The following is a 20,663-nucleotide window of genomic DNA, read 5'->3' on the forward strand; positions in this document are numbered from 1 at the left end:
CTCTGGACGCCGGCCAGGATCTTCATCAGCGTACTTTTACCGGCACCGTTTTCTCCGACGACCGACAGCACTTCGTTGTCGCTGACGTGCAGGCTGACGTCGTGCAGAGCTCTGACGCCGGGAAACGACTTGCAGATCTTCCGGACTTCAAGTCGTGGTCGGGGGACAGATGAATTCATTTGCTTGCTTGTTTCACCGCGCGCCTTGGTGAGCGATGTGGTGCGACGGGCCTGGGATTCGTCTCGGCATCGACGAACACGTCGGCACCGGCCGAATTCCCGCCTTGCGGCGCAACCTGACGGATCGGTGTTCGACAGGAATCGCGGTTAATCACCGCTGACAACCCCCGATTGGCTACAGTCCCTTCTTCGCACGCAGATCCTCCCAGAACTCATCCACGTTTTCGGTTGTGATCTTTCGCGGAGGAATGTCGATGTACTTCGATTCCGGAATTGCGTCCTGGCTGCCATTCAGCAACTCGCTCAGAATCTTCACCGACTGATAGCCGTATTCGTAAGGATTCTGAACAACGGTGCCGACGCATTCGCCATCCTTGATGGCCTGCAGCGTGACATCGTTTTCGTCGAATCCCACCAGTGCGATCTCACCAATCTTTCCGGCCTTCTTCAGCGCCTGATAACACGCGGGAGGATTGTATTCGAACAGTCCAACCATCGCCTTCAGGTCCGGATAAGTGTTCAGCGCGTCTTCTGCCTTTGACAGGGCGACTTCCGGTTTTCCCTGATCCGTGACGGTGGCAACAATCGTGTACTTGTCACCGACAATTTCCCCGTCGGCCGGATCCCACGCATCCGGCTGTTCCTTGTAATAGGCGGCGTTCCGATCGCGTCCGAGCAGAACATCGATGACGCCCTGTCGGCGATATTTGCTGTTGTCCTGTTCGAGCCGTCCGATGCACAGCAGGACCTGTCCGCCATCCGGCAGTGCCTGCTGCACCAGTTCGCCGCACATTCGGCCACCCGCGTAGTTGTCCATGCCAATGTACAACAGCCGATTCGACAGCGGAGCGTCCGAATCGTGTGTGATCAGCGGAACCTTTTCCGCGATCGAATTCAGCCACGCCACCTGGTTATCCGCATCCAGAGGACTGATCGCAACGCCGCTGATTCCGGCAGTCAGCAGATCTTCCACCTTCTGCTTTTGAACAACGGCCGTGGCTTCCGGCGGCATGATGACTTCCACATCGACGTTGAATTCCTCCCCGGCGTCTCTTGCTCCCGCGTCGGCGATCTTCCAGAAGTCAGCAATCTGATTTGTGACGAACGCCACCGACTTGCGTGACCCGGAAGCGGAACGCTCGCCGCCTGCTCCCGCTGCGGTGCCGGCACCGCCGTTTGCGGAGGCGGCACCGCCGTTGCCGGCGGAGTCTTCATTCTGGCATCCTGAGATGACGGATACTGCGGCAAGCAACAGCGCTGCGACGGAAAGACGTGACATGTGATCGACCTGAACAAACGGAAGGTGACGTCAGCACATCCGGCGATACCTGCCGGAGTCTGCAGGAACGGACACATTAAGGCTGAATTCGGCGGTGGTCAATTCACGCAGGCTGCAGCGGCGAATGAACGCACGTATCCGCGGGTCGGACCGCCATTGCCATTGTCATTGACTCATCGTCGAAACCGGCAAAACGCGCCATTGTGACGTGACAATCCCGTGACTATAGTTCCCGCCCGCGCGTCAGTGAGGCTGTCGTCGTGCCGTTTCAATCCAATCTGGTTCCGTTCCCGATTCGCGTAAATGTCCGCCGTTCATCCGTTCCAGCACGATATCCAGTTTCTGCGGCTTGTCCGTCGCGAAAGCGATGTCGATCTGGTCGTTGCCGCGCTGGAAATCGCCCGCGATGGCCAGCCTGACCTGGAGTTTGAACCGACGCTGCGGACACTGAGAAACACGGTCGCGCATCTGACTCGACCGGTCGCCATGGCCGGAGCCGATATCAGCGAACTGAATCTGCTGGTCCGATACCTGTCCGACGAACTTCACCTGCACGGCAGTCACGACTGCTACGAACTGGCCGAATCCAGCTACCTGAATCGCGTCGTCGAAACCGGCCGCGGGCTGCCGATCACGCTGTCAATCGTCTACATGGCGGTCGCCAACGAACTCGGGATCCCACTGTGCGGTGTCGCAGCTCCTTCGCACTTTCTAACGCGGCTCCAGACCGATTCCGGCGCCGTCTACGTGGACGCGTTTCGCGGCGGCCATTTGATGGACGAAATCGAATGCGTGGAGTGGCTGCATGAAATCACGGAAATTCCGGTCACGGAAATCTATCCCGCGCTGAAACCCGTCAGCGAACGGACGATTGTGGTTCGCATGCTGAAGAACCTGAAGGCACTGTTCGGCAGCCGCGACGAATGGACGTCTGCCCGCAAGGTTCAGCAAAGGCTTTTGCTGCTGAATCCGTCGTCATATCGGGAACGCCGCGATCTGGCCATCATCTCGCTGCGAGCCGGGCGATTCGGCGAAGCCATCGATCTGCTGGAAAACTGCCTGAAGGTCTGCGGACCGGAAGAACGCCTTCAACTGAAACAGTATCTCAGCACCGCAAGGGCTCAGTTGCCCCTGTGCAACTGACTCGCCGTCGAGGGACCGGTCATTGTCCGGCGCCTGCGCAAGTTTGCCGTGCCCGTCTCTTCAGCCGGATCAGCGCACCGTTGGTCGTTCTCAATGTCGTCAGCGACGGTGACGATTCACGGCACCTGCAGCGAAAGCGTCGTCAGCACGTCGCTGCGGTTGACAGTGATCGACAGCCGTTCGCCGGGACGGTATCGACTCAACTGGCGACGAAATTCTTCCACCGACTGAATCGCGTCGTCGTTCAGCAGCACGATCAGGTCGCCCCGCTCAAAGCCGGCTTTCGCGGCCTGCGATTCGGGGACCACGGCGTCCACATAGGCCGGCGTTCGGTCCACAACACTCGGAAGCAGCGTCAGACCGTAGTCCGCGGTCAGCCTTCGGTCGGCGATCATTTTCAGGTCTTTATCAGGCTCATCCGGTGACTCGAACTGCTTTCCGGCCAGCAGCGATTCGATCACGGGACGCAGAGTCGCCAGCGGGACGGCGTAGTTGACCCAGATGTCGGTTTCACGATGTCGAATTTCGCGGCCCAGCAGCCCGGCTGGCCGGCCGTCGACCGTCGTCAGCAGTCCGCCCGCCGCGCCGGAGTTGTTGGTGATCGCATCCAGAACATACACCGGCGACGACACCGGAAATTCCCACCGGCCAAGTCCTGCCTTCAACACCGATTCGCACGCCACGATTCCGTGAACGACGGAAACCGGCTCATCACCCGTCGCCACATGAAACATGTTGCTGAACGCCAGCACCGGAGTTCCCGTGTTGACATCGGCCGCGGAATTCAAATCGATGAATTCGAAGGTCTCCTCGTCGCGGGACTCCAGCTTCAGCACAGCCAGATCAACGTCTGCACTCGTGCCGACAACCTTCACGCTGAACCTCCGTCCGTCGTCGACAACCGCCGTCAGGTAACCCGTGTTGATCAGATGGTTCCAGACCGTGATGAAGTGACCATCTTCGGAAACCAGGACCCCGGACCCATAGGAATCAAGATTGCCGACTCCGGCGCCAAACAGTTTCACAATCGCGGGATGTCGCTGCTGTGCGGTTTGCGAAATGGATGGGACGTCGGCGAACACCGGACGCAGCAGTACCACCAGTGTCGCAATGATCAGTGCGGCTTTGCGGGCCGGCACGCCTGGCACCAGATGAATCACACGTCCGGAACTCTGCGACACACAGCTCAATCTCTCCGCGATGGAAGCATCTGTCCTGCGACTACTGAAACCCGGAGCCCGTCGACGCGTGCCAACGCCGGCAGACAGCCCGTCGAGTTTCGGCGCAACTCGACTACGAAACTCGGCCATCACTTTGCCCCTCCATCACGCAGGCCAAATTCTTCAACACGGAACCAGCGGATCTCTTCCGTCTCGCTGTCCACCAAACCAATCCGCTGCGGATAAGGAAGCACGCCGTCGTCCGTCCATTGATCGAACACAACGCGCGCTTCGTCGTAACCGGCGCTGAAGTTGACGTCCAGTCCGGCGGGCAATGGCTGTCCGTCCCGGAAATACCAGCGAATCGCAGTTGTCGCGTGTCGCGTCATGACAACATCCAGCCGTTCGTCCAGCGGCAGGTGACGTTCCGAACCGACGTAAAGCGTCTCCGTAAACGCGTCCGGCTGATTTCGAAACAGGCGATGCCACTGCAGCGCCGCCGACAGAATTCCCCAGGCTTCGAGAGGTTCGTTCGCGGGGTCGGGTTCGTCCGCAGACTGCAACAGAATCCGGCGACCGTCCTGCCAGCCAGTTCCGTCGGCTCCTGCCACCAGTTCAATCGGTGCCTGCCCGTCACCCGCTTCCGGCATCAGGCGAACTTCCCAGGTGCTCGAAGCCACCGCTTCGTGAGGCGCCAGCGCGGCTCGCAGCGGACCCAGAACGCGGTCCTGCTGCAATCGGTTGAAGTGGTAGTTTGCAAACTCGTCTCGTTCCTCAAACAACGCCAGGTATTCGTCGGGCACCTGCGGCTCGTCAGCCTCGTCAGTGTCCTGCTTCGGAGCTTCGTCGCCCGGTTTCGGTTCATCCGGCTTTCGTTCGCGGCGGCTTTCCGGAATCGGCGGAGCCTTCTGAAAACCGTGCAGCGGCCGCAACCGAACGGTAACGGAACGCACGCCGTCGTCATTGCGGTAAGTCAGCGGAACTCGCGTGCCTTCCGGAAAGATGCCAAGGATGTTTTTGAAATCGTTTGCGCTGCGCAGTGACCGTCCGGCAAACGACAACAGCTCGTCGCCCGCGCGAAGCCCGCGTCGCCAGGCTTCGGACACGTCGGCGACTTCATTGACGACCACCTCGCCGTCGATCGCCGTGCCGACAGTGAAATCCGCCGCGGCATGATCAGCAATCCGGCCGCCCTTCAGATGGTCGACGAACAGCAACACCTGGCGGACCGATATCGCGTAGGCCGCGCCGGAATTGATGCGACCCCGCTTTTCAAACGATGCGCGACCGTTGATGCCAATCCAGTTTCCGTCGATATCGAACAGCGGTCCGCCGGAGTTTCCGGGATTGATGGAGGCATCGATCTGGATGCAGTCGGTGTATTCCAGAAATGTCCCGGCCGGATACTGATATCGATGAACTCCGCTGGCGATGCCGTAGGTCACTGTGGGAGTAAAATCCGACGCCAGCAGAAATGGATTCCCCAAAGCCAGCACTTCGTCGCCGGCCTGCACCAGATCACTGTTACCGGGTGTCGCATACGGAAAGTCATCGCGTCCGAGCAGCTTAATCAGCGCCACGTCGCCCGTCGGATCGATGCCGACAATCACGGCATCATAGACTCGGCCATCGTTCAGGCCGCACTTCATGAAGTTCCCTGAACCCGACGTCACATGGTAATTGCTGATCGCGTAACCATCGGCCGAAATCAGAACGCCCGATCCCCCGCCCTCTCCGTTCGGCGGCATGACGCACACGACGCTGGGAGAAATCCGCGAGATCACTTCGATGCGGCGAGATTCCCGGGAGAACGGCGACAACGGATCCGCCTCGACACGGCCTGACACGGCGGCCGCAACGACGACGCAGGACAGCAGCAAACGTCGGATCGGCGCACACATCATGGAAATACCGCTTGTCAGGAGTTCTACGGCTGAGGCTGCTCAGTTGCCAGAATCAGTTTTGCATCGGCCAGGTCCAGGTAGTCGCAATAGTTCCGGCCGTCGCCGAAACCCACCAGCAGCGTCAGCGTCCGGACACCCGAAACGTCGACATCCAGTGCCTGAGCCTCAGCCGGCGCTTCGATCAGCCCTTCCCACAGCTTCGTTCCGTCCCCTTCAATCGTCAGTGACACGGAATAGGGATGATCAGGACCAGGGCTGTTAAACGCGACCTCGTCGTCAACACCCACCTGCGCAACGAAGTTCGTGTACCTGCCATCCAGCGCGTACGCGATTCGCGCCTGAGGAAAAATGCACAGACCTTTGCGATAAACCCTGCCCCGCAGCATCAGCGGCGGTCGACCGCCTTCGCCATACGGAAACGCATCCTTTGACATCCGCCAGAACTGCAGCGGACCGGTGCGGGTCGCTTCGTCGTCCGGGAAAACAGAAACCGCTTTGCTGTCGGCAGGCTGAGTACCGAAATACCGCTCTTCGATCGGCTGCAGATCCGAAAGAAAGTGAAACCTGCTGCTGCTGAAATCGATTCGCGACACCAGCGGCAATTCGAAACTGATCGTCTGCCCCCACGATGACACGACTTCCAGCGATTCTTTGCTGAGCTTCACTTCACGCACTTTGATGAGTGCGTCTTCACCGCTGAAGACGCTCAACGGTCCGGTCAGCGGCGCTTTGTCACTGTTCAGACGAGAAAAAATCACGCCGAACACACGTTCCCGCGGAACCGGAACTTCGTCACCGTCCAGCAGAAAGATCACCGTCTGTTCGGTCACAGAACTGACAACGCCGTCGATAAAATCCAGCCCGCTGCCATCCCGCTTCGCTCGCACCAGCAGGTCTTTGTCGTTGCGACGGGCCAGCAGCGCATCCCACTGCGGCTCCCAGTCCGCGTGCAGAGGCTGCATCCGGATTGCCCGCACACTGGTTCGCGGCAGCCGGAGTTCCGATAGCCACGGCGACGCGGCCGATACCTCGGCGGCGGACGCTGCGATCGTTTCGCATGGGATGCGAGATTCATCGTGCAGAAGCAGCTCTTCACCGGCTTCGTGCTTCGGCTTTGCGCTGATGAACTGAACATCGACCACATCCGACAGCGCGATTGATGTTGCGGCCCCGCCGTCGGACGGAGCCAGCTGCAGCGTCCGTTCCTCCGTCGACATCGCTGCGATCCGGCCTTCGACCGCGGAACCGCTGAGCAGCGTGACTCGGGCGTCGAGCAGTGTCAGAAACAGAATCAGGATTTTCATGGTAACGTCAGTGCGTCGGACGAACCTGTCAGGAATCTCGGCTTTCGAACCATCACGAGTCCGGCAGCATGGCAGAAAAACCAACCGTCACAAGAGCAGGCGCGCAAATCGGAGTCATCGCCGCCGCAATTTCGCAAGTAAGTCGGAGGTGAGCCCTGCGGGCGAGGCCACGGCTTTGCGGACCGACGAATGACTGCCCGGTATGTCGGAACGCCGGTTACTCGGAAGTTACTTCTTCTGTTCTGCCAGCCGCTGCGTATAGCGACTGATTGCGTCCAGGTAGTTTGAGGGAAACTGCCGGCGAATCAGTTCGCGGGCTTTGGCTTCCGCCTGCTTATCGGCCATTCCCCAGGCACCTTCTTCGGTCAGGTTTTTCCGATCCGCATCGCCTTCCGCAGCCGAACCCTTGATTCGACTTTCGGTCGCGGCGTTGCCGGAAGGCTGGTCTTGCGAGCCGCCGGAATCCCCGCTGCCGTCCTGCTGTTGTTGCTGGTTGTGCCGATCCATCTCGTCGAGCAGCTTGTCGAGCGCGGCGATGATGTTCTGTTCCTGTTCCTGAACCTTTTCGCCCGACCGACCGAGATCAAACCGGCGTTCGACATCCGACATCAGGCGTTCGACAAGCGGCAAGCCGTCATCCTTCCGGCCTCCCAGTTCCTGCAGCATAATCTGACCAACGGCACGAAACCGATCGGGGACATCCAGCGTGTTGTTCAGCAGCAGACTCAGACTGTCGAGTGCCGCACGCCGCTGCAGCAACTGGCTTTGGCAAACAGCCCGATAAAAGAACAATCCCGCAGGATCAACGACCGCTTCCGGCGAAAGTTCCTCCAGCAATGCCAGCGCTTCATCATAGAAGCGGTGCTGAGTCAGCCATCGCGCCCGATACTGCATGACCTGATTCCGGAAGATCTCGGCACCTCGCGCGCCGTCGAACACGATGTTTTCAATCGGTCCGCCGCCATACGTGGAATTCACCAGTCGCCGCGCCGCCGGGTCAGCGGCCGCAAACGATTCCAGAAGCAGATCAAGCAACTGTTCCCCGGAAAGTCGCGCCAGAGCATCATTGTCCGCCCACTGTTCCGTGATGCGCCGGGCAACATTCTCCTCCGGCGCGACCTGTGCCAGCCACTGCAGCAGTTCGGTGCGAGCCCGATCCGCGCTCATGCGCGAAAACGCGATGGATTGCGGTTCGGTCGCATCCTGCGCGGCGACGGTCGCGGACTCAACCGCGGTGAACAGAGTCACAACGACCAGCATCGCAAGGAACACCAGTGGCCGGTTTCGAACGATGTTGCCGGAATGCCCTGCCCTGCTGTCAGCTCGCCGCGGACAGACGCCCTGACGCGCAGCACTTCTTTTTAGGACGACCGGAATCGAAGCCGGTGCGGGAAGACGACAGCCGGCGAGGCCACTTCTGCCAACGATGGAATCTCGTCGACGCATGGTCTCGCTTCCGGTTCGGGACGCTCGCCGTAACAACTCGGCTGTCATCATGTCACCTTCCTCTTCGCTGTGCCTGTTCGACCTTTTCGGCCAATTCGCCCGCCGATTCCTTCAGCCGCTGCTGACGTTCGGACAACTCCGTAAGCTGGCCTGCCAGGTCGGCCGCATCACTCGAACCGGCGGACTGCAGCAGACGATCGACCTGTTGAGTCCGCCGATTTACTCGCAGTTGCAGTGACCGCAGCACACGAATTTCCGCGATCAGTTCGACAAGAGGCGGCTTGTCTTCGCCGCTTTGCTGCTGAGCCTGCCGGCGCTGCTCCGACTTCATCTCCTGCATTTCGCGCTGAGTTGCTTCGATCAGTTCCCGAAGCGCTTCGATGATGTCGGTCTGAAGCGCCTGAGTCAGCTCACCAACCCGGGAATCCTGCAATCGGTCGGCAACCGACCGCATGTCAATTTCGATGTCTTCCACCGCCAGCAGAATGGAAACGGATGTCCCGTCTTCCCGCAGCAGGCCGGCGGTCTGGCCACAATCGACTGCCAGTTCGGCCTGCTGCTGACCAAGCTCCCGGGCACGGCTGAACAGGTTGTCCAGCCATTCTTCTCTGGGAGTGGCAGCCAGATCGAGCGTCCCTTCAAAAATCTGTGTCTGAATCGACAGCATTCTCTGCAAGCGAGCCTCCAGCGCCGCGAGTACCATCTCCTTTTCTTCTTCGCGAAGCTGCCGCAGTTGTTCCTCAAGCTTTTCGATCGCCTTGTGCAGCTCCTGAAGTGCGGCGTCCTGCTGATCCACGGCCTTGTCACGCTGTTGCTGTTGAAGCTGCTGCAGCGCCTGACGCATCAGTTCAGCAGCCTGTTCCAACTGCTCGCGCCCGGGAGTCTGCTTCTGTTCCTTTGACTGCTGGTTCGGCTGTGACTGATCGCCGCCCTGCTGGTTTTGAGACTGCTGACCACCGCCGGCCTGACCTTCCGACGGCTGACTCGGATCCTGCGGCATTCCTTCCGGCTGCTGATCGGATTCCTTCGGCTTCGCATCGCTGTCGCCCGATTTGGGCGGTTCCTCGGACGATTCCTTTTCACCCTGCTTCGGATCCGACTTGTCGCCGGATGAATCGTCCGATTCTGGTTCACCGGACTTTGACTCACCCGGCTGTGAGTCCTGCTGGCCTGACGGACTGCCGTTTGGTTCACTTTCGTTCGACTTACTATCCGCGTTGTCGGTGTTCTGTTGGTTTTCCCGCTGCTGTTGAGCATCGTGTTCGCGGATTTCGTCAAGAGTCTTTTCGTTGCCATCGAGCGCCTTCTGCTGATCGGGCGCAGCATTGGACGGAGCCGGAGAATTCTGCGCGATGGCGCGCGCCGAACGCTGCCGGGCGATCGTGTTGCGAACGTCGTTCAGGATGTCGTTCAGCCGTTCGCGTTCCTTTTCGACGGAACTGCGACGGTCCTCGCTTTGAAGCAGCTTCAGCAGAACCGTGAGTGACGCGGTGACTTCCTGCTGTCGTTCCGTGGCCGATCCGAAACTGCGCTGCCCCAGCAGCTCCGCAATCTGACCGATCTGAGGACTGATCTGCTGCTCACGTCCCTTGCTCACCGCGCGGCGAAGCAATTCGGCTCGTTCCGGATCGTCGTGGCTCAGGATGTCCGCCATCTGCGACAGCAAACGTTCGAAGCGATCGTAACGTCCGCTGATCGCAAGCTGGTCGTCGACGAGTCTTTCAGGGGTGACTTCATCCGCCGCTGAATCGTCCTGAGCCGAAGCGACAGCCGACGATGGTGCCGCAGCAAACAGCAGCAGTGCCGAAGCCATCAGCACGCAAGCCTGAATCGTCCGGCAGAGCAGCACCGGTCCGGTCTTCCTTTGAATCCCGAAAACGTCCGGCAGCCGGCGTTCGGTCGACTGAAACGTCCTCAACTGCCGCGCACCGGAAACCAGAAGCAGACTCTGAGTTGGATTCATGGTTGACTTTCAGGGAAAGGAAACCGCATCTCACCACATCGCGACGGGAACTGTTGCTGCAATGAAGGGTCAGGTGGCGACTTTGAAATTCCCGGCACTTTCCGGGCGACGCTTCTCCGCCGCCGGACGCCGTGTGGTCATGCAATTCTCGCACCTAAAGGTCTTCGAGGAAACCTTTGTTTCTCAGACGCTTTGTTTCTTCAAGCACGCGCTGCTGTTCCTCAAGTATCGCTTTCAAATCGCGCAGCGCTTCGTGGAACTCGGCCATATCCCGGACATTCTCCAGAATCCCCTGCAGCCGGACGATGACGGCGGCGACCGCCTGAGACGATTCGTCCACCAGTTCCGCCGATGGTTTTCCCGCAGTCGCCGCCACCCGGAACCGGCTGACGGCCTTGTCGGCGTCGATCAGCAGGCTGCCGGTCACATCCTGCAGAGGATCCACTATGTCCGACCGCATCTTGTCCGCAAGCTGCCGCGGCGGAACGGCGTTGTTGATGAGCTGCCGGACAATGTCGTCGAAACCTTCCGTAATCGATCGCAACTCGTTGTTCTGACGCCGCAGGTTGTTGCCGCTGCGAGTGGCTGCGGTCGTCAGGCCGATGCGATCCTCCGCCTTTACACCACCCGCCGCAGCCGTGTCGATGCGAACCGCCACGTCCCTGTGAAAGATCAGGTCGTCCCGCACCTGTTCAAGCTGTCGGATGACATCCTCAAACCGCCGCCGAAGTGTGATTTCGCGGGTGTACAGCAGCGACAGCAGTTCCTCGTTACTGACAATGCGAAACAACACCGGTTCGCCGCGAGTGACGTTGGGATCACCGACGGAACAGCCGTCCGTCGCCGTGATCGTCAGTGACAACGTCTGCCCCTCTGTCAGATCCAACGGCTGGACAGCGAATGTTTCCACGTCACCTTCAGTTTCCCGGCCAAGTTCGAACCGCAGCGTACCGGTCTGCAACGGCTGGCCGAACGGCCTGGGTCGCCACTCCGTCGCGTCGTCAACTACAAACTCGAAATTAGCCGCTGCCAAGCCGTAGTCGTCTGTGATCTGCCCGGTCACGGGGATTACGGCAAGCCTGGTGACGGCATTTTCCACACCGACAATCCGAGTCGCGATCACAGGAGCTTCATCGGCGATCCCGCGGATGCGAAGCGATTCCGGATTGACGGACACGATGTCGTCACGGTCATGCAGCGAAAACCGCAGCGACGTGTTGGAGGGAATGGGTGCCACGTCGAACGCAGCCATTTCACCCGACGTCGCGGTCTCGCCGTCGCCCGTGTCAGCATCGCCCGTGCCGGCATCGCCTGTGTCAGACTCGCCCGTGCCGGCATCACCCGTGTCGGATCGGGCGTTTTCGCGCTGCTCCGTGATCCGAAACTTCGCCGTGACGAATTTGCCATCCGCTGACAACAGCGGTGCGGTACTCTGCAACCGACCCTGAAATCCTTCGCGAGGAATCAGTCGGCAACTGCCGGAATCTCCGGTGAGTTCGAACAGGTCGGTCACAATGCGAGCCGCCTGCAGCGGCTTGTTACTGACCGCCACCAGGTCGAATTCCGTGCCGACCGGCAATGAAACTTCGCTGCCCAGAACCTTCACGCTGCGTTCCCGCAACCCATTCCATCCCGTGTACTCGGGATAGGTGCAGGTAAGCGAAATCTCATCGATGCTCGGCGGAGCGACCGCTTCCACACGCAGCGGCTGCGGGCTGCGGTAATCGCCGGCCAGCAGTTCGATCTGCACGGATTCCTGCAGCCGCGTCAGCACGAAGCGAAACGTTCGGTCCGACGTTGATGAAACGTACGTGCGGCTCCGGGTGCCGTCGGCTCGAATCACGTCGACCCGCACGCGTTCCGGCACGACCCACGGCTTTCCCGCCGGCGACTTGCCATCCGGCACGGAAAGCTGCAGTTCCAGATCATTGCCGCGAGGATGCAGGTACGCGGGCTGCGGCTTACCGGCCTGCTCCACAGCGGCAGCTTCCGGCGCCGGAAATGAAATTCGCCGATCTCCCGGCTGAGCGATCACGGTTACATCCAGCGCCGTCGTGCGCAAGTGATAGACCGGTTCGATCTGCACGAACGCATTCCACCAGCGACTCAGCATTTGGGGACTGGCAGCTCCGCCGATCGCAACGGACAGTGCCAGCAGGCCGGCGATCCAGCCGCGTTTCTGCAGCGATTCCAGATTGAATACTTCAGACGGTTCCACATCCCGGGAAATATCCTCCGCCTGGCTGATCGTGCGCTGCAGCATTCCGCGGACGAGCGGTTCGTGAACAATGGAATGCGGCACGCCCTGAACGGTCGTAACAAGCCGGTCCTGAAACTGCGGAAACCGTCTTTCCAGCAGCAATGCCAGGTCAAGATCTCTGAGCCGTCGCAGCAAAGGAAAGAACACGGACGTGACCAGAACCCAACCGCCGCTCAGCACCATCAGTGTCAGCAGAATTGAACGCAGCCCGACCGGAAGCTCCAGTTTCTGCAAAGCGAACCATCCGGAATCCAGCCCGGTTGTCAGCCAGAACACGACGGCCGCACCGCTGATCAGCAGCAGCAGCCCGGACAGCGCTCCGTACTTTCGCAGCCGCCCCCGCACGTCTCCCAGCAGATGCCGAACGGTGGGAGGCAGCGCGGGGCGAATGTTCTGAGACTGAAGTGAGATATCGGACATATCAAGCGCCTGACCGAAATCCCGGGCGAGTCATGTGCTCGCCCGCGTGATTGACATTGCAAGAAACGGGAACCGGATTCGAATCGGTCGACATGGGTGTGCTAAAGAACTGGAACCTCAAACAGCGAAGCCGTCCCTGCTGATGCGAAGCCCGCAACAAACTCTACGACAACCGTACCACGCGCCGCAGCGCCCATTCGGCACTCAGCAGAGCAATCATCAGGTACATCAGCCAGCGACGATCCCACAATGTTGTTAGTTGTTCGTCCACAACGATCGGTTCACTGCGATCCGGCAACAACCGAGCCAGTTGCTCCGAAAGCTGATCCATTGTCAGATATTGCCCGCCGGTGTCCGCTGCCAGTCGCGTCAACAGTGAGACGTTTTGTGACGGGTTTTCGGATTCGAGATTTGGCAGCACAACTTCGATGTTCGCCTGCAGCATGTCGCTGGATTCGGGAACCGGCAGCGTCACGCGATAGGAACCCTGCCGCGACGGGCGGAACACACTGACGTACTGCCCCGGACGTCTGGCATCGCCTCGCAGCGTATCCGGGACGGCAACCGGACGACCGCCGGCATCGACGATGCTGACGGGAACGGATTCGGTCTGCAGCGGCTGCATTCGGGAGTCATACAACTGAGCACGAATGGTGACCGGCTGACCGGGCGAAACTTCCGTTCGATCCAGCAGCAGCAGGCCGCGTGAACGCCCCCGGCGCCGGCGGCCCTGCCCGACTTCCCGGATCAGGCTGGTCCAGAACCGCTGGTAGCCTTCCGGCGAGATCCCGCGCAGTCGCCAGGTTTCCGCCGAACCAACGAACATTGTGCGGCCGGAGCCGTAGTACTGCGACGCCAGAAACGGCGGCTGCCCTTCCTCCGTCCTGGCGCGAGGGTTGCCGTAGCGAGCCAGCACGACCGCACCGTCCCGGACGCTGCGAACCGGGTACGAACGATAGATTCCCCGGAACACCTGCCACAGGTTTGTGCCGGCGTTGCCTTCGGCGTCGGTGATCCGCAGGAAGTCACTGGCCCGGCCCTCCGGCGTCAGTTGAATCGGCCACGGCTCGTCGGCTCTCTGCGTCACCTTCAGTTCCGACAGCAGGCGGTTCAGAACGACCGGATACAGCACGGCGATATCGCGGTACTTTTCGGTGTTCGCCGCAAGTTCCGGTGTGAAGATCTCGCCGGCCACGACCACCAGTCCGCCGGAATGTTCCGCCACCCAGCGGTTCAGAAACGTCTGCTGTTCTGATGACAGGCGGCTCCAGTCGGGATCGAAGGTCACGATGACATCGTATTCGAACAGTTCGGCTTCGGTCTTTGGAAACTCGATCAGCAGCCGTGTCGCTTCCTGGGAAACCATCCCCAGGTTTTCGTCGGTTACGGTCTGCAGCCAGACATCAGAATCGATACCGCTGTGCCGGAACAGAGTGTTTCGCACGAATCGATAATCCCGCATCGGCCCGCTGGAAATCAGCAGCACTCGCAACTTGCGGTCGGTCACTTCGATCTCCCGCCGCCGTTCGTTGTCGTCGAGTGTGAGTTCGGCGACCGCGCTGCCGCTGAGTTCCACGCTGGCGATGTATTCATAGTTTCCCGGCACATCCAGTTGCTGCTGGAAGGTGACTTCCGACGGCAGCCCTTCCTCCGAAAGTTCAAACCGCTGTTCCGCCGCCTTCTGCCGATCGCTGCCATCACTTCCGGCCGATTGACGGAAGAGCGTCACCGTGCCCGCAGCCCCGGCGGCTCCGTTGCCCTGGACAATCACTGAGATGTCGAACGGATCGCCGTTGTGAACGTCCGACGGTGACTGCATGCCGGCAATCCAGATATTGACCTGCGGACGTACACCTCCCAGCCCGACCGTGATGACGCGAGTTTCACTGCGTTCGGCCCGCGTTGCGGCGACCTGTGCGTCGAGCCCCGCGTTACTGCGACCGTCCGAAAACACCACAATCCCCGACAATGTGCGTCCCGACATCTGTCCGATCAACTGATGCAGTGCTTCTCCAAGCCGCGTTTCCGCGCCGCGCGGCTGCACAATTTCACTCCAGCGCTGACCCGCATTGTCCGGTGAAGCCTGCGTATTGCTCAGCGAAACGCGCGCCGCGTCAGACGGTAAGTCACCGCCGCCCGCTTCATCGGCAACTGTTTCGCCGGCGCCATCTTCAACCTGGGCGAAAGTCAATTCGCCGTCGGAATACAGCGCTAGCGGCCCGGAAAGGACGGAATCAAATGTGTACAGAGAAACCGCATGGGTTTCTCCGAGCTGCTTCAACAGACCGCCATCGACAAATGCCGATTGAAATTCTCCGGCGCGCGTCAGCGGCGGTTCCGTCGACGCCGACTGAACATCGGAAGATTCAGCGTCCCTGACGGCGTACGCCATGGACAGCGACGTATCCAGCAGCACCCCGACTCGCGACTTCTGAATCTGCGTCGTCTGAGTTCTCTGGCGGGGATTGAACAGGATCGCCAGGACCAGCAGCAGTACCAGCAATCTGGGCAGCAGCAGTGCCACCCGCCACCCGTTGCTCAGGAAGCGGGAATCCCGCAGGGATGTGCGAATCGCAAGGCCGAACACAACGACAAGACCTGCAGCCAGAGCCAGAAGCCCCGCCGTGGAACCCGGCAGATCGAATTCCGTCGTGCGATAGAACTCGGTTTCGAAGGCAGACGTCTGTGCAAATGTCGTCACGGGTCTGACAACCGTGGCGATGAAACAGAGCAGCGTGAAGCACAAGCGGGCGATGGAACTCGGACCGCGACGTCGCTCGATGTCATCGCGACTGATCATTCTGCCGTGCGGCGACCGTCCCGAAAGACCAGTCCAGCTCAGCCGCAGCCGTCCGGAAAAAATGTTTAGATTCGACGCAACTCGATTGCGAATCCCGCTGACAACGCGGTTCCCGCAGGACGACCTTGAGGGGACGTCGGCTTCCTGATCGCCGTGCGATTGCACAGCGCCGGAGCGTGATCGTATTTCCCGGATACCGCTCATCATGTCGCCTCCGGGTGAAAGCTCATCCGCAGAGACAGAAGCTGCTCGCACACCAGCACCACAATCAGCACGCTCAGCAGGAACCAGCGCATGTCGCGGCCGGCGTCGCTGCCACTGAGACCTCCGGCGGTGCCGGCCGCTACGATCGCAACATGTCCCAGCCCTTCCGTCTGCTGAATCTGCACCGCATCCGCGACAGCAAGATCGCTCTCGGACGCTGGCACATTCATCGCGAGCCATGTGTTATGACTGTCACCGTCCACCAGAAACCGCTTCACGCGGTAGACACCCGGACGGTCTGCCTGAACGAGCGAAACCGTCAATTTCTCGTCAGCAGCCGCCGGTTCGACATTGGCAGCCGCAGCTTCCGTGACGGGAGCCGCCTGCAGCCGGAGAAACGTGTCTTCAGCGCTCGCGTCGTCGCCTTCGCTTTCGGGTTCCGGCAGAGACACTTCCACGGAATCTGTGAACTGACCGACGGGCCACGTGAACTTAATGTCGTCGCCCAATTCACGAACCTGAATCCTGTCGTTGACCTTCTGCAGATACTGTTCCAGCCGGAGATGCGTCACGACATACCCCGGCGACGCTGGTGCGATCGGCCAGTTCGTCCAGTGCCGGCCGGCGGACGTCAGAAAGGTCAGAATGCGTCCGTTTCCCAGTTGGTGTTCAAAGATAATCGGGTCACCGTTCTTCAGTCGCGCCAGCGTACGCACCCCGTCCGCTCGCGCGGCGTCATCCGCTTTCCATTCGTCGGTTACGCCGAACCAGTTGCGAAACTGCACCAGGTCGGCGAACGGGCTGTCGGGCAGGTTGTAGATTTCGAAAATCGGATGCTGTTCAAACACAGGATTCTGAAACAGCTTTGCGTCTGTTGCGCCGGCGGGAGAACCATCGCTCGCCGCCGACTGAACCGTTCCCAGCGGCACCGGAAACAGCGTTCGGTCGCTTTCCTGCAGCGTCGTGTTGTACCAGTTCGTATCGGCCTGATCTCCCGGAAACCAGGCGATGCCGCCGCCGGCCCGAACGTACTCGGACAACAACAGCGTGGCGTCCGCCGGCAGATCGCGAACGTTCAGCAGATAGATCATGTCGTAACGTGAAAGGTCCGCCGACGTCAGCACCTGGGACGTCCGCGGTTCGGTGATCAGACCGGTCAATTCCGGATCGGCACTCAGAGCGGCCGCGACGTAACCGGCATCTTCCTGCTGGCCGGCGTCGTCGATCAGCAGGACGACCCGCTTGTCAGCCACGTCGGCGACAAGAAACCGGCTGTTGTCTTCGGACAGAACATCTTCTTCCAGGCGGATTTCGACTTCGTGCTGCCCGGCCGAATCAAATGTCACGTCGTGTGAGACCTGAATCTCACTTTCCGCTTCGATGTCCGGAATCAGCAGGTTGACAGGCAGTTCGGCACCGTCAATCGACACCGCCGCGCGCTTGCCGCTGACTTTTTGAGCACTGAAGTTCCGGATCGACACGTTCATCCGCCACGGGACCCCCACGGCCACCGATAACGTGTCCGCGACAAGTCGCGTCACGGCCAGATTCGCACGGGTCTGTTCCGCGATAGGGATCAGGTTGACCGACGCGTCGATGCCGTCCAGCGATTTCAGAGCTTCTGTGACTTCCGGCCGTCCAGTCCAGTCTGATTCCCGCAGATCCGTGATCACATGCACCTGCGGCGACACGCCGGCGTCGGCCGAAAGGATTTCTTCCGCCGCCTGCAGCGCCGCTGCCGGAGTCGCCGCTCTGAACGAACACGTCTGGTTGCGAAGCCGGGGAATCAGTTCCTGCAGCATCGCATTGTCCAGCGCGCGGTCCGTGACCAGCGGACGATCAGGCTGCGTTGTCGTCAGCACGGTCACTCGCAGCGATCCCGGACGACTGCCTCCCTGCGACAGCATCCGTTCCAGCACCTCGACCGCCCGCTCAAATGCAGTGCGATCGTCCGCCCGTTCGCGCATGGACAGTGAATCGTCCAGAATCAGCACGTGGTGCGTGGTGGCTCCGCGCATCAACAGCATCCCGGACGGATTCAGCATCAGCCGGGCCAGCAGCAGCATGATCAGCAGCACCGCCAGCACTCTCAAAGCCAGCAGCAGCAGTTGTTCGATAATCAGCCGCCGCCGGTTCATCTCATCGCTTTGCAGCAGGAACTCCATCGCCGCAAAACGCACTTTCTTGTAGCGCAGCCGGCTAAGCAGATGAATGATGATCGGCACCGCAGCCAGCGCAGCCCCCGGCAGCACGAAGCTCGGGTTCAGAAAATACTGCGATAGCCAGGACATGGGGGAGGATTCAGGAATGAGGAATTAGGATCGAGTTTGATTCTCGTTCCCGGGCTCTGCCCTGGAACGCACTGCCTTGAGGCTCTGCCTGCTGTGGTCAAGATGGTTAGTTCGCGTTGAGACCGGTTGCTCGGCTGCCAGGCTTGAGTTTCCTCGGTGCCAGGCTCCGGCCTGGGAACGACGATGAAAGGACTGACCACTCCTCACTTGCCCATCCCAAGACGATGGCTCAAAAAGTGTGTTAGCGCTGCGTCCAGGTGGTCGCTGGTTCGGACAAGCTTGTAGTCAATGACGCTTCCCGCGCAGCGCCGGCGAATGGTTTCCAGGAACGTCTCCAGAGCTTTCAGATATCCGGCCCTCAGCGCGGCCGGGTCGCAGGTGAGCTTGCCGATATCTTCCAGGCCCTCGAACCGCAGTGTGCCGGAATAGTCGAATTCCAGTTCCTGGTCGTCCATCACGTGCAGAATCATCACTTCGTGTTTTCGCTGACGCAGCAGTTGCAGTCCCCGGAACAGTTTTTCGCGGTCGCAGAGCAGGTCTGACACCAGAATCACGATGCTGCGGTGACTCATGACTTCCGCGGCTTTCCGCAGTACGCCGATCATGTCCGTTTTGCCGCCGGCGGTTTCCACGGACAGAGCCTGCAGCACTGTCTGCAGATGATTGTGCCGGCTGCTGGAAGGAATGATGCTGCGGATCTTTGAATCAAACAGAGCCACGCCGACGGAATCATTCTGCTTCAGTACCAGCATCGCCATCGCGGCGGCAATCGTCTGAGCGTAGTCAAACTTCGACAGCGGACCGGTGCCGAACTGCATCGATTCGCTGCCATCCACCAGCAGCACGACACGGACGTTGGTGTCTTCTTCGTACTGTTTGATGTAGTAGCGGTCGGAACGCGACCAGACCTTCCAGTCGATGCGACGAAAGTCATCACCGGGGACATATTCCCGGTGCTGGACGAATTCGATGGACTGGCCGAAGTACGGACTTCTGTGTAATCCGGAAACGAAGCCCTCGACGACTTTGCGAGCCCGCAGTTCCAGACGAGAAATCTTCGCGATTTCGTCAGGCCGCAAAAATCTTTCCAAGTCTTGGGTCACTCGTCAGTTCACTTTCCTTTGACGGTGTTTCCTGGATCAGCCGTTCAACCACTTTGTCGGAAGTAATCCCTTCGCTTTCGGCGGTGAAGTTCGGCGTAATGCGGTGCCGCATGACGGGTGCGGCCAGTGCCTGAATGTCGTCCGTGGACACATGAGTCCGCCCGCTCAGCAGCGCTCGGGCTTTCCCGCCCAGCAGCAGATTCTGCATGGCCCGCGGACCGGCTCCCCACGCCAGCCATTCGCTGCACCATTCCGGACAACCCGGCTCACCGACTCGCGTCTGACGGACGATCGCCAGGGCATAGTTAATGACATGATCGGTCACCGGCACCTGGCGAACAACGTTCTGAATTTCCAGCACCTGGTCGGCTGACAGCACCGGCGTCACGTCCGCTTTCACGTTGGACGTTGTCTGGCGGGCAATCTGACGTTCTTCTTCGAACGACGGATATCTGACGAAGACCTTGAACATGAAGCGGTCCTGCTGAGCTTCCGGCAGCGAGTACGTACCTTCCTGTTCGATGGGATTCTGAGTCGCCAGCACAAAGAACGGATCGGCCAGCCTGTGAATCGTCTGACCGACGGTCACCTGCCGCTCCTGCATGGCTTCCAGCAGCGCCGCCTGAGTCTTCGGCGGAGTCCGGTTGATTTCGTCGGCCAGCACAACGTTGTGAAACAGCGGCCCCGGAATGAAACGGAATTCCCGTTCGCCGGTGGATCGATTTTCCTGCAGCACATCGGTCCCGGTGATGTCGGCGGGCATCAGGTCGGGCGTGAACTGGATGCGGGAAAACGTCATCGACAGGCAGCGCGACAATGTGCTGATCATCAGCGTTTTCGCCAGCCCCGGCACGCCTTCCAGCAGGCAGTGGCCACGGCTGAAGAGCGCGATCAGCAATTGTTCGATAACGTCGTCCTGCCCGATGATAATTCGAGCCATCTGCGCCTTCAGATCTGCGGACGCCTTGTGCAGCAGATCAACGGACGCCTCTGAGATATCAGTGGTGGTTTCGGTCATTCGGTGGACTAATTTCCAGGAAGATTTGCATGGCGTTAACCCGGTGGTCGAAGACCAGGCTGTCTGTGCACCAGCCTCACGCGGAGAGCCCTGTTTTCGACCAGGCATGACGCGGGCGATCCGGTTACCGACCAGACGTTTCCGGTCGGGAATCATATCAAACCCCGATCGCTTGAGAATGTCGTGTCG

Annotated in this window: 12 protein-coding genes and 1 pseudogene; 1 reads left to right on the forward strand and 12 read right to left on the reverse strand. The window is 60.1% G+C overall.

What is annotated here, in order from left to right:
* Positions 1–8 precede the first annotated feature (8 nt).
* Positions 9–179 (reverse strand): annotated as a pseudogene (locus R3C19_04120) (ATP-binding cassette domain-containing protein).
* 175 nt (positions 180–354) lie between these two features.
* Positions 355–1,458, reverse strand: coding sequence for a sugar-binding protein (locus tag R3C19_04125; protein ID MEZ6059530.1), 1,104 nt, complete (start codon positions 1,456–1,458; stop codon positions 355–357).
* A gap of 303 nt (positions 1,459–1,761) precedes the next feature.
* On the opposite strand from R3C19_04125, the gene R3C19_04130 reads away from it, so the two are divergent.
* Entirely contained in the window at positions 1,762–2,601 is an 840-nt protein-coding gene (locus R3C19_04130) for a tetratricopeptide repeat protein (protein MEZ6059531.1), read from the forward strand.
* A 116-nt stretch (positions 2,602–2,717) separates the two neighbouring features.
* Here R3C19_04130 and R3C19_04135 read toward each other — a convergent pair whose 3' ends face one another.
* From R3C19_04135 to R3C19_04180, 10 genes are all read right to left on the reverse strand, one after another.
* The gene (locus tag R3C19_04135) at positions 2,718–3,782 is read right to left on the reverse strand and encodes a S1C family serine protease (GenBank protein ID MEZ6059532.1); all 1,065 of its coding nucleotides are present in this window, start codon (positions 3,780–3,782) and stop codon (positions 2,718–2,720) included.
* 128 nt (positions 3,783–3,910) lie between these two features.
* Entirely contained in the window at positions 3,911–5,665 is a 1,755-nt protein-coding gene (locus tag R3C19_04140; protein ID MEZ6059533.1) for a trypsin-like peptidase domain-containing protein, read from the reverse strand.
* A gap of 23 nt (positions 5,666–5,688) precedes the next feature.
* The gene (locus tag R3C19_04145; protein ID MEZ6059534.1) at positions 5,689–6,969 is read right to left on the reverse strand and encodes an NPCBM/NEW2 domain-containing protein; all 1,281 of its coding nucleotides are present in this window, start codon (positions 6,967–6,969) and stop codon (positions 5,689–5,691) included.
* Positions 6,970–7,197: 228 nt separating this feature from the next.
* Complete coding sequence (locus R3C19_04150) at positions 7,198–8,241, reverse strand: hypothetical protein (GenBank protein ID MEZ6059535.1); 1,044 nt, start codon at positions 8,239–8,241, stop codon at positions 7,198–7,200.
* A 226-nt stretch (positions 8,242–8,467) separates the two neighbouring features.
* Positions 8,468–10,378 (reverse strand): hypothetical protein, encoded by a 1,911-nt coding sequence (locus R3C19_04155; GenBank protein ID MEZ6059536.1) that lies wholly within the window; start codon positions 10,376–10,378, stop codon positions 8,468–8,470.
* Positions 10,379–10,532: 154 nt separating this feature from the next.
* On the reverse strand, positions 10,533–13,058 hold the full coding sequence (locus tag R3C19_04160; GenBank protein ID MEZ6059537.1) for a hypothetical protein: 2,526 nt from the start codon (positions 13,056–13,058) through the stop codon (positions 10,533–10,535).
* Between the two features lie 163 nt (positions 13,059–13,221).
* A complete protein-coding gene (locus R3C19_04165; protein MEZ6059538.1) occupies positions 13,222–15,759 on the reverse strand; it encodes a hypothetical protein in 2,538 nt (845 codons plus the stop codon).
* A gap of 302 nt (positions 15,760–16,061) precedes the next feature.
* The gene (locus R3C19_04170) at positions 16,062–18,353 is read right to left on the reverse strand and encodes a BatA domain-containing protein (protein MEZ6059539.1); all 2,292 of its coding nucleotides are present in this window, start codon (positions 18,351–18,353) and stop codon (positions 16,062–16,064) included.
* A gap of 203 nt (positions 18,354–18,556) precedes the next feature.
* Positions 18,557–19,432 carry a DUF58 domain-containing protein gene (locus R3C19_04175; protein MEZ6059540.1) on the reverse strand — a complete coding sequence of 292 codons (876 nt, stop codon included), beginning with the start codon at positions 19,430–19,432 and terminating at the stop codon, positions 18,557–18,559.
* Positions 19,422–20,474 (reverse strand): MoxR family ATPase, encoded by a 1,053-nt coding sequence (locus R3C19_04180; GenBank protein ID MEZ6059541.1) that lies wholly within the window; start codon positions 20,472–20,474, stop codon positions 19,422–19,424. Before R3C19_04180 ends, R3C19_04175 begins: the two co-directional genes overlap by 11 nt.
* Positions 20,475–20,663 lie beyond the last annotated feature (189 nt).

Source organism: Planctomycetaceae bacterium (assembly GCA_041398785.1).
Lineage (GTDB): Bacteria > Planctomycetota > Planctomycetia > Planctomycetales > Planctomycetaceae > JAWKUA01.

Bases quoted from the DNA above. Each gene is read 5' to 3' on its own strand.
- R3C19_04155 (MEZ6059536.1), bottom strand. From the start codon at position 10,378: ATGAATCCAACTCAGAGTCTGCTTCTGGTTTCCGGTGCGCGGCAGTTG.
- R3C19_04145 (MEZ6059534.1), bottom strand. From the start codon at position 6,969: ATGAAAATCCTGATTCTGTTTCTGACACTGCTCGACGCCCGAGTCACG.
- R3C19_04140 (MEZ6059533.1), bottom strand. From the start codon at position 5,665: ATGATGTGTGCGCCGATCCGACGTTTGCTGCTGTCCTGCGTCGTCGTT.
- R3C19_04170 (MEZ6059539.1), bottom strand. From the start codon at position 18,353: ATGTCCTGGCTATCGCAGTATTTTCTGAACCCGAGCTTCGTGCTGCCG.
- R3C19_04180 (MEZ6059541.1), bottom strand. From the start codon at position 20,474: ATGACCGAAACCACCACTGATATCTCAGAGGCGTCCGTTGATCTGCTG.
- R3C19_04160 (MEZ6059537.1), bottom strand. From the start codon at position 13,058: ATGTCCGATATCTCACTTCAGTCTCAGAACATTCGCCCCGCGCTGCCT.
- R3C19_04125 (MEZ6059530.1), bottom strand. From the start codon at position 1,458: ATGTCACGTCTTTCCGTCGCAGCGCTGTTGCTTGCCGCAGTATCCGTC.
- R3C19_04130 (MEZ6059531.1), top strand. From the start codon at position 1,762: ATGTCCGCCGTTCATCCGTTCCAGCACGATATCCAGTTTCTGCGGCTT.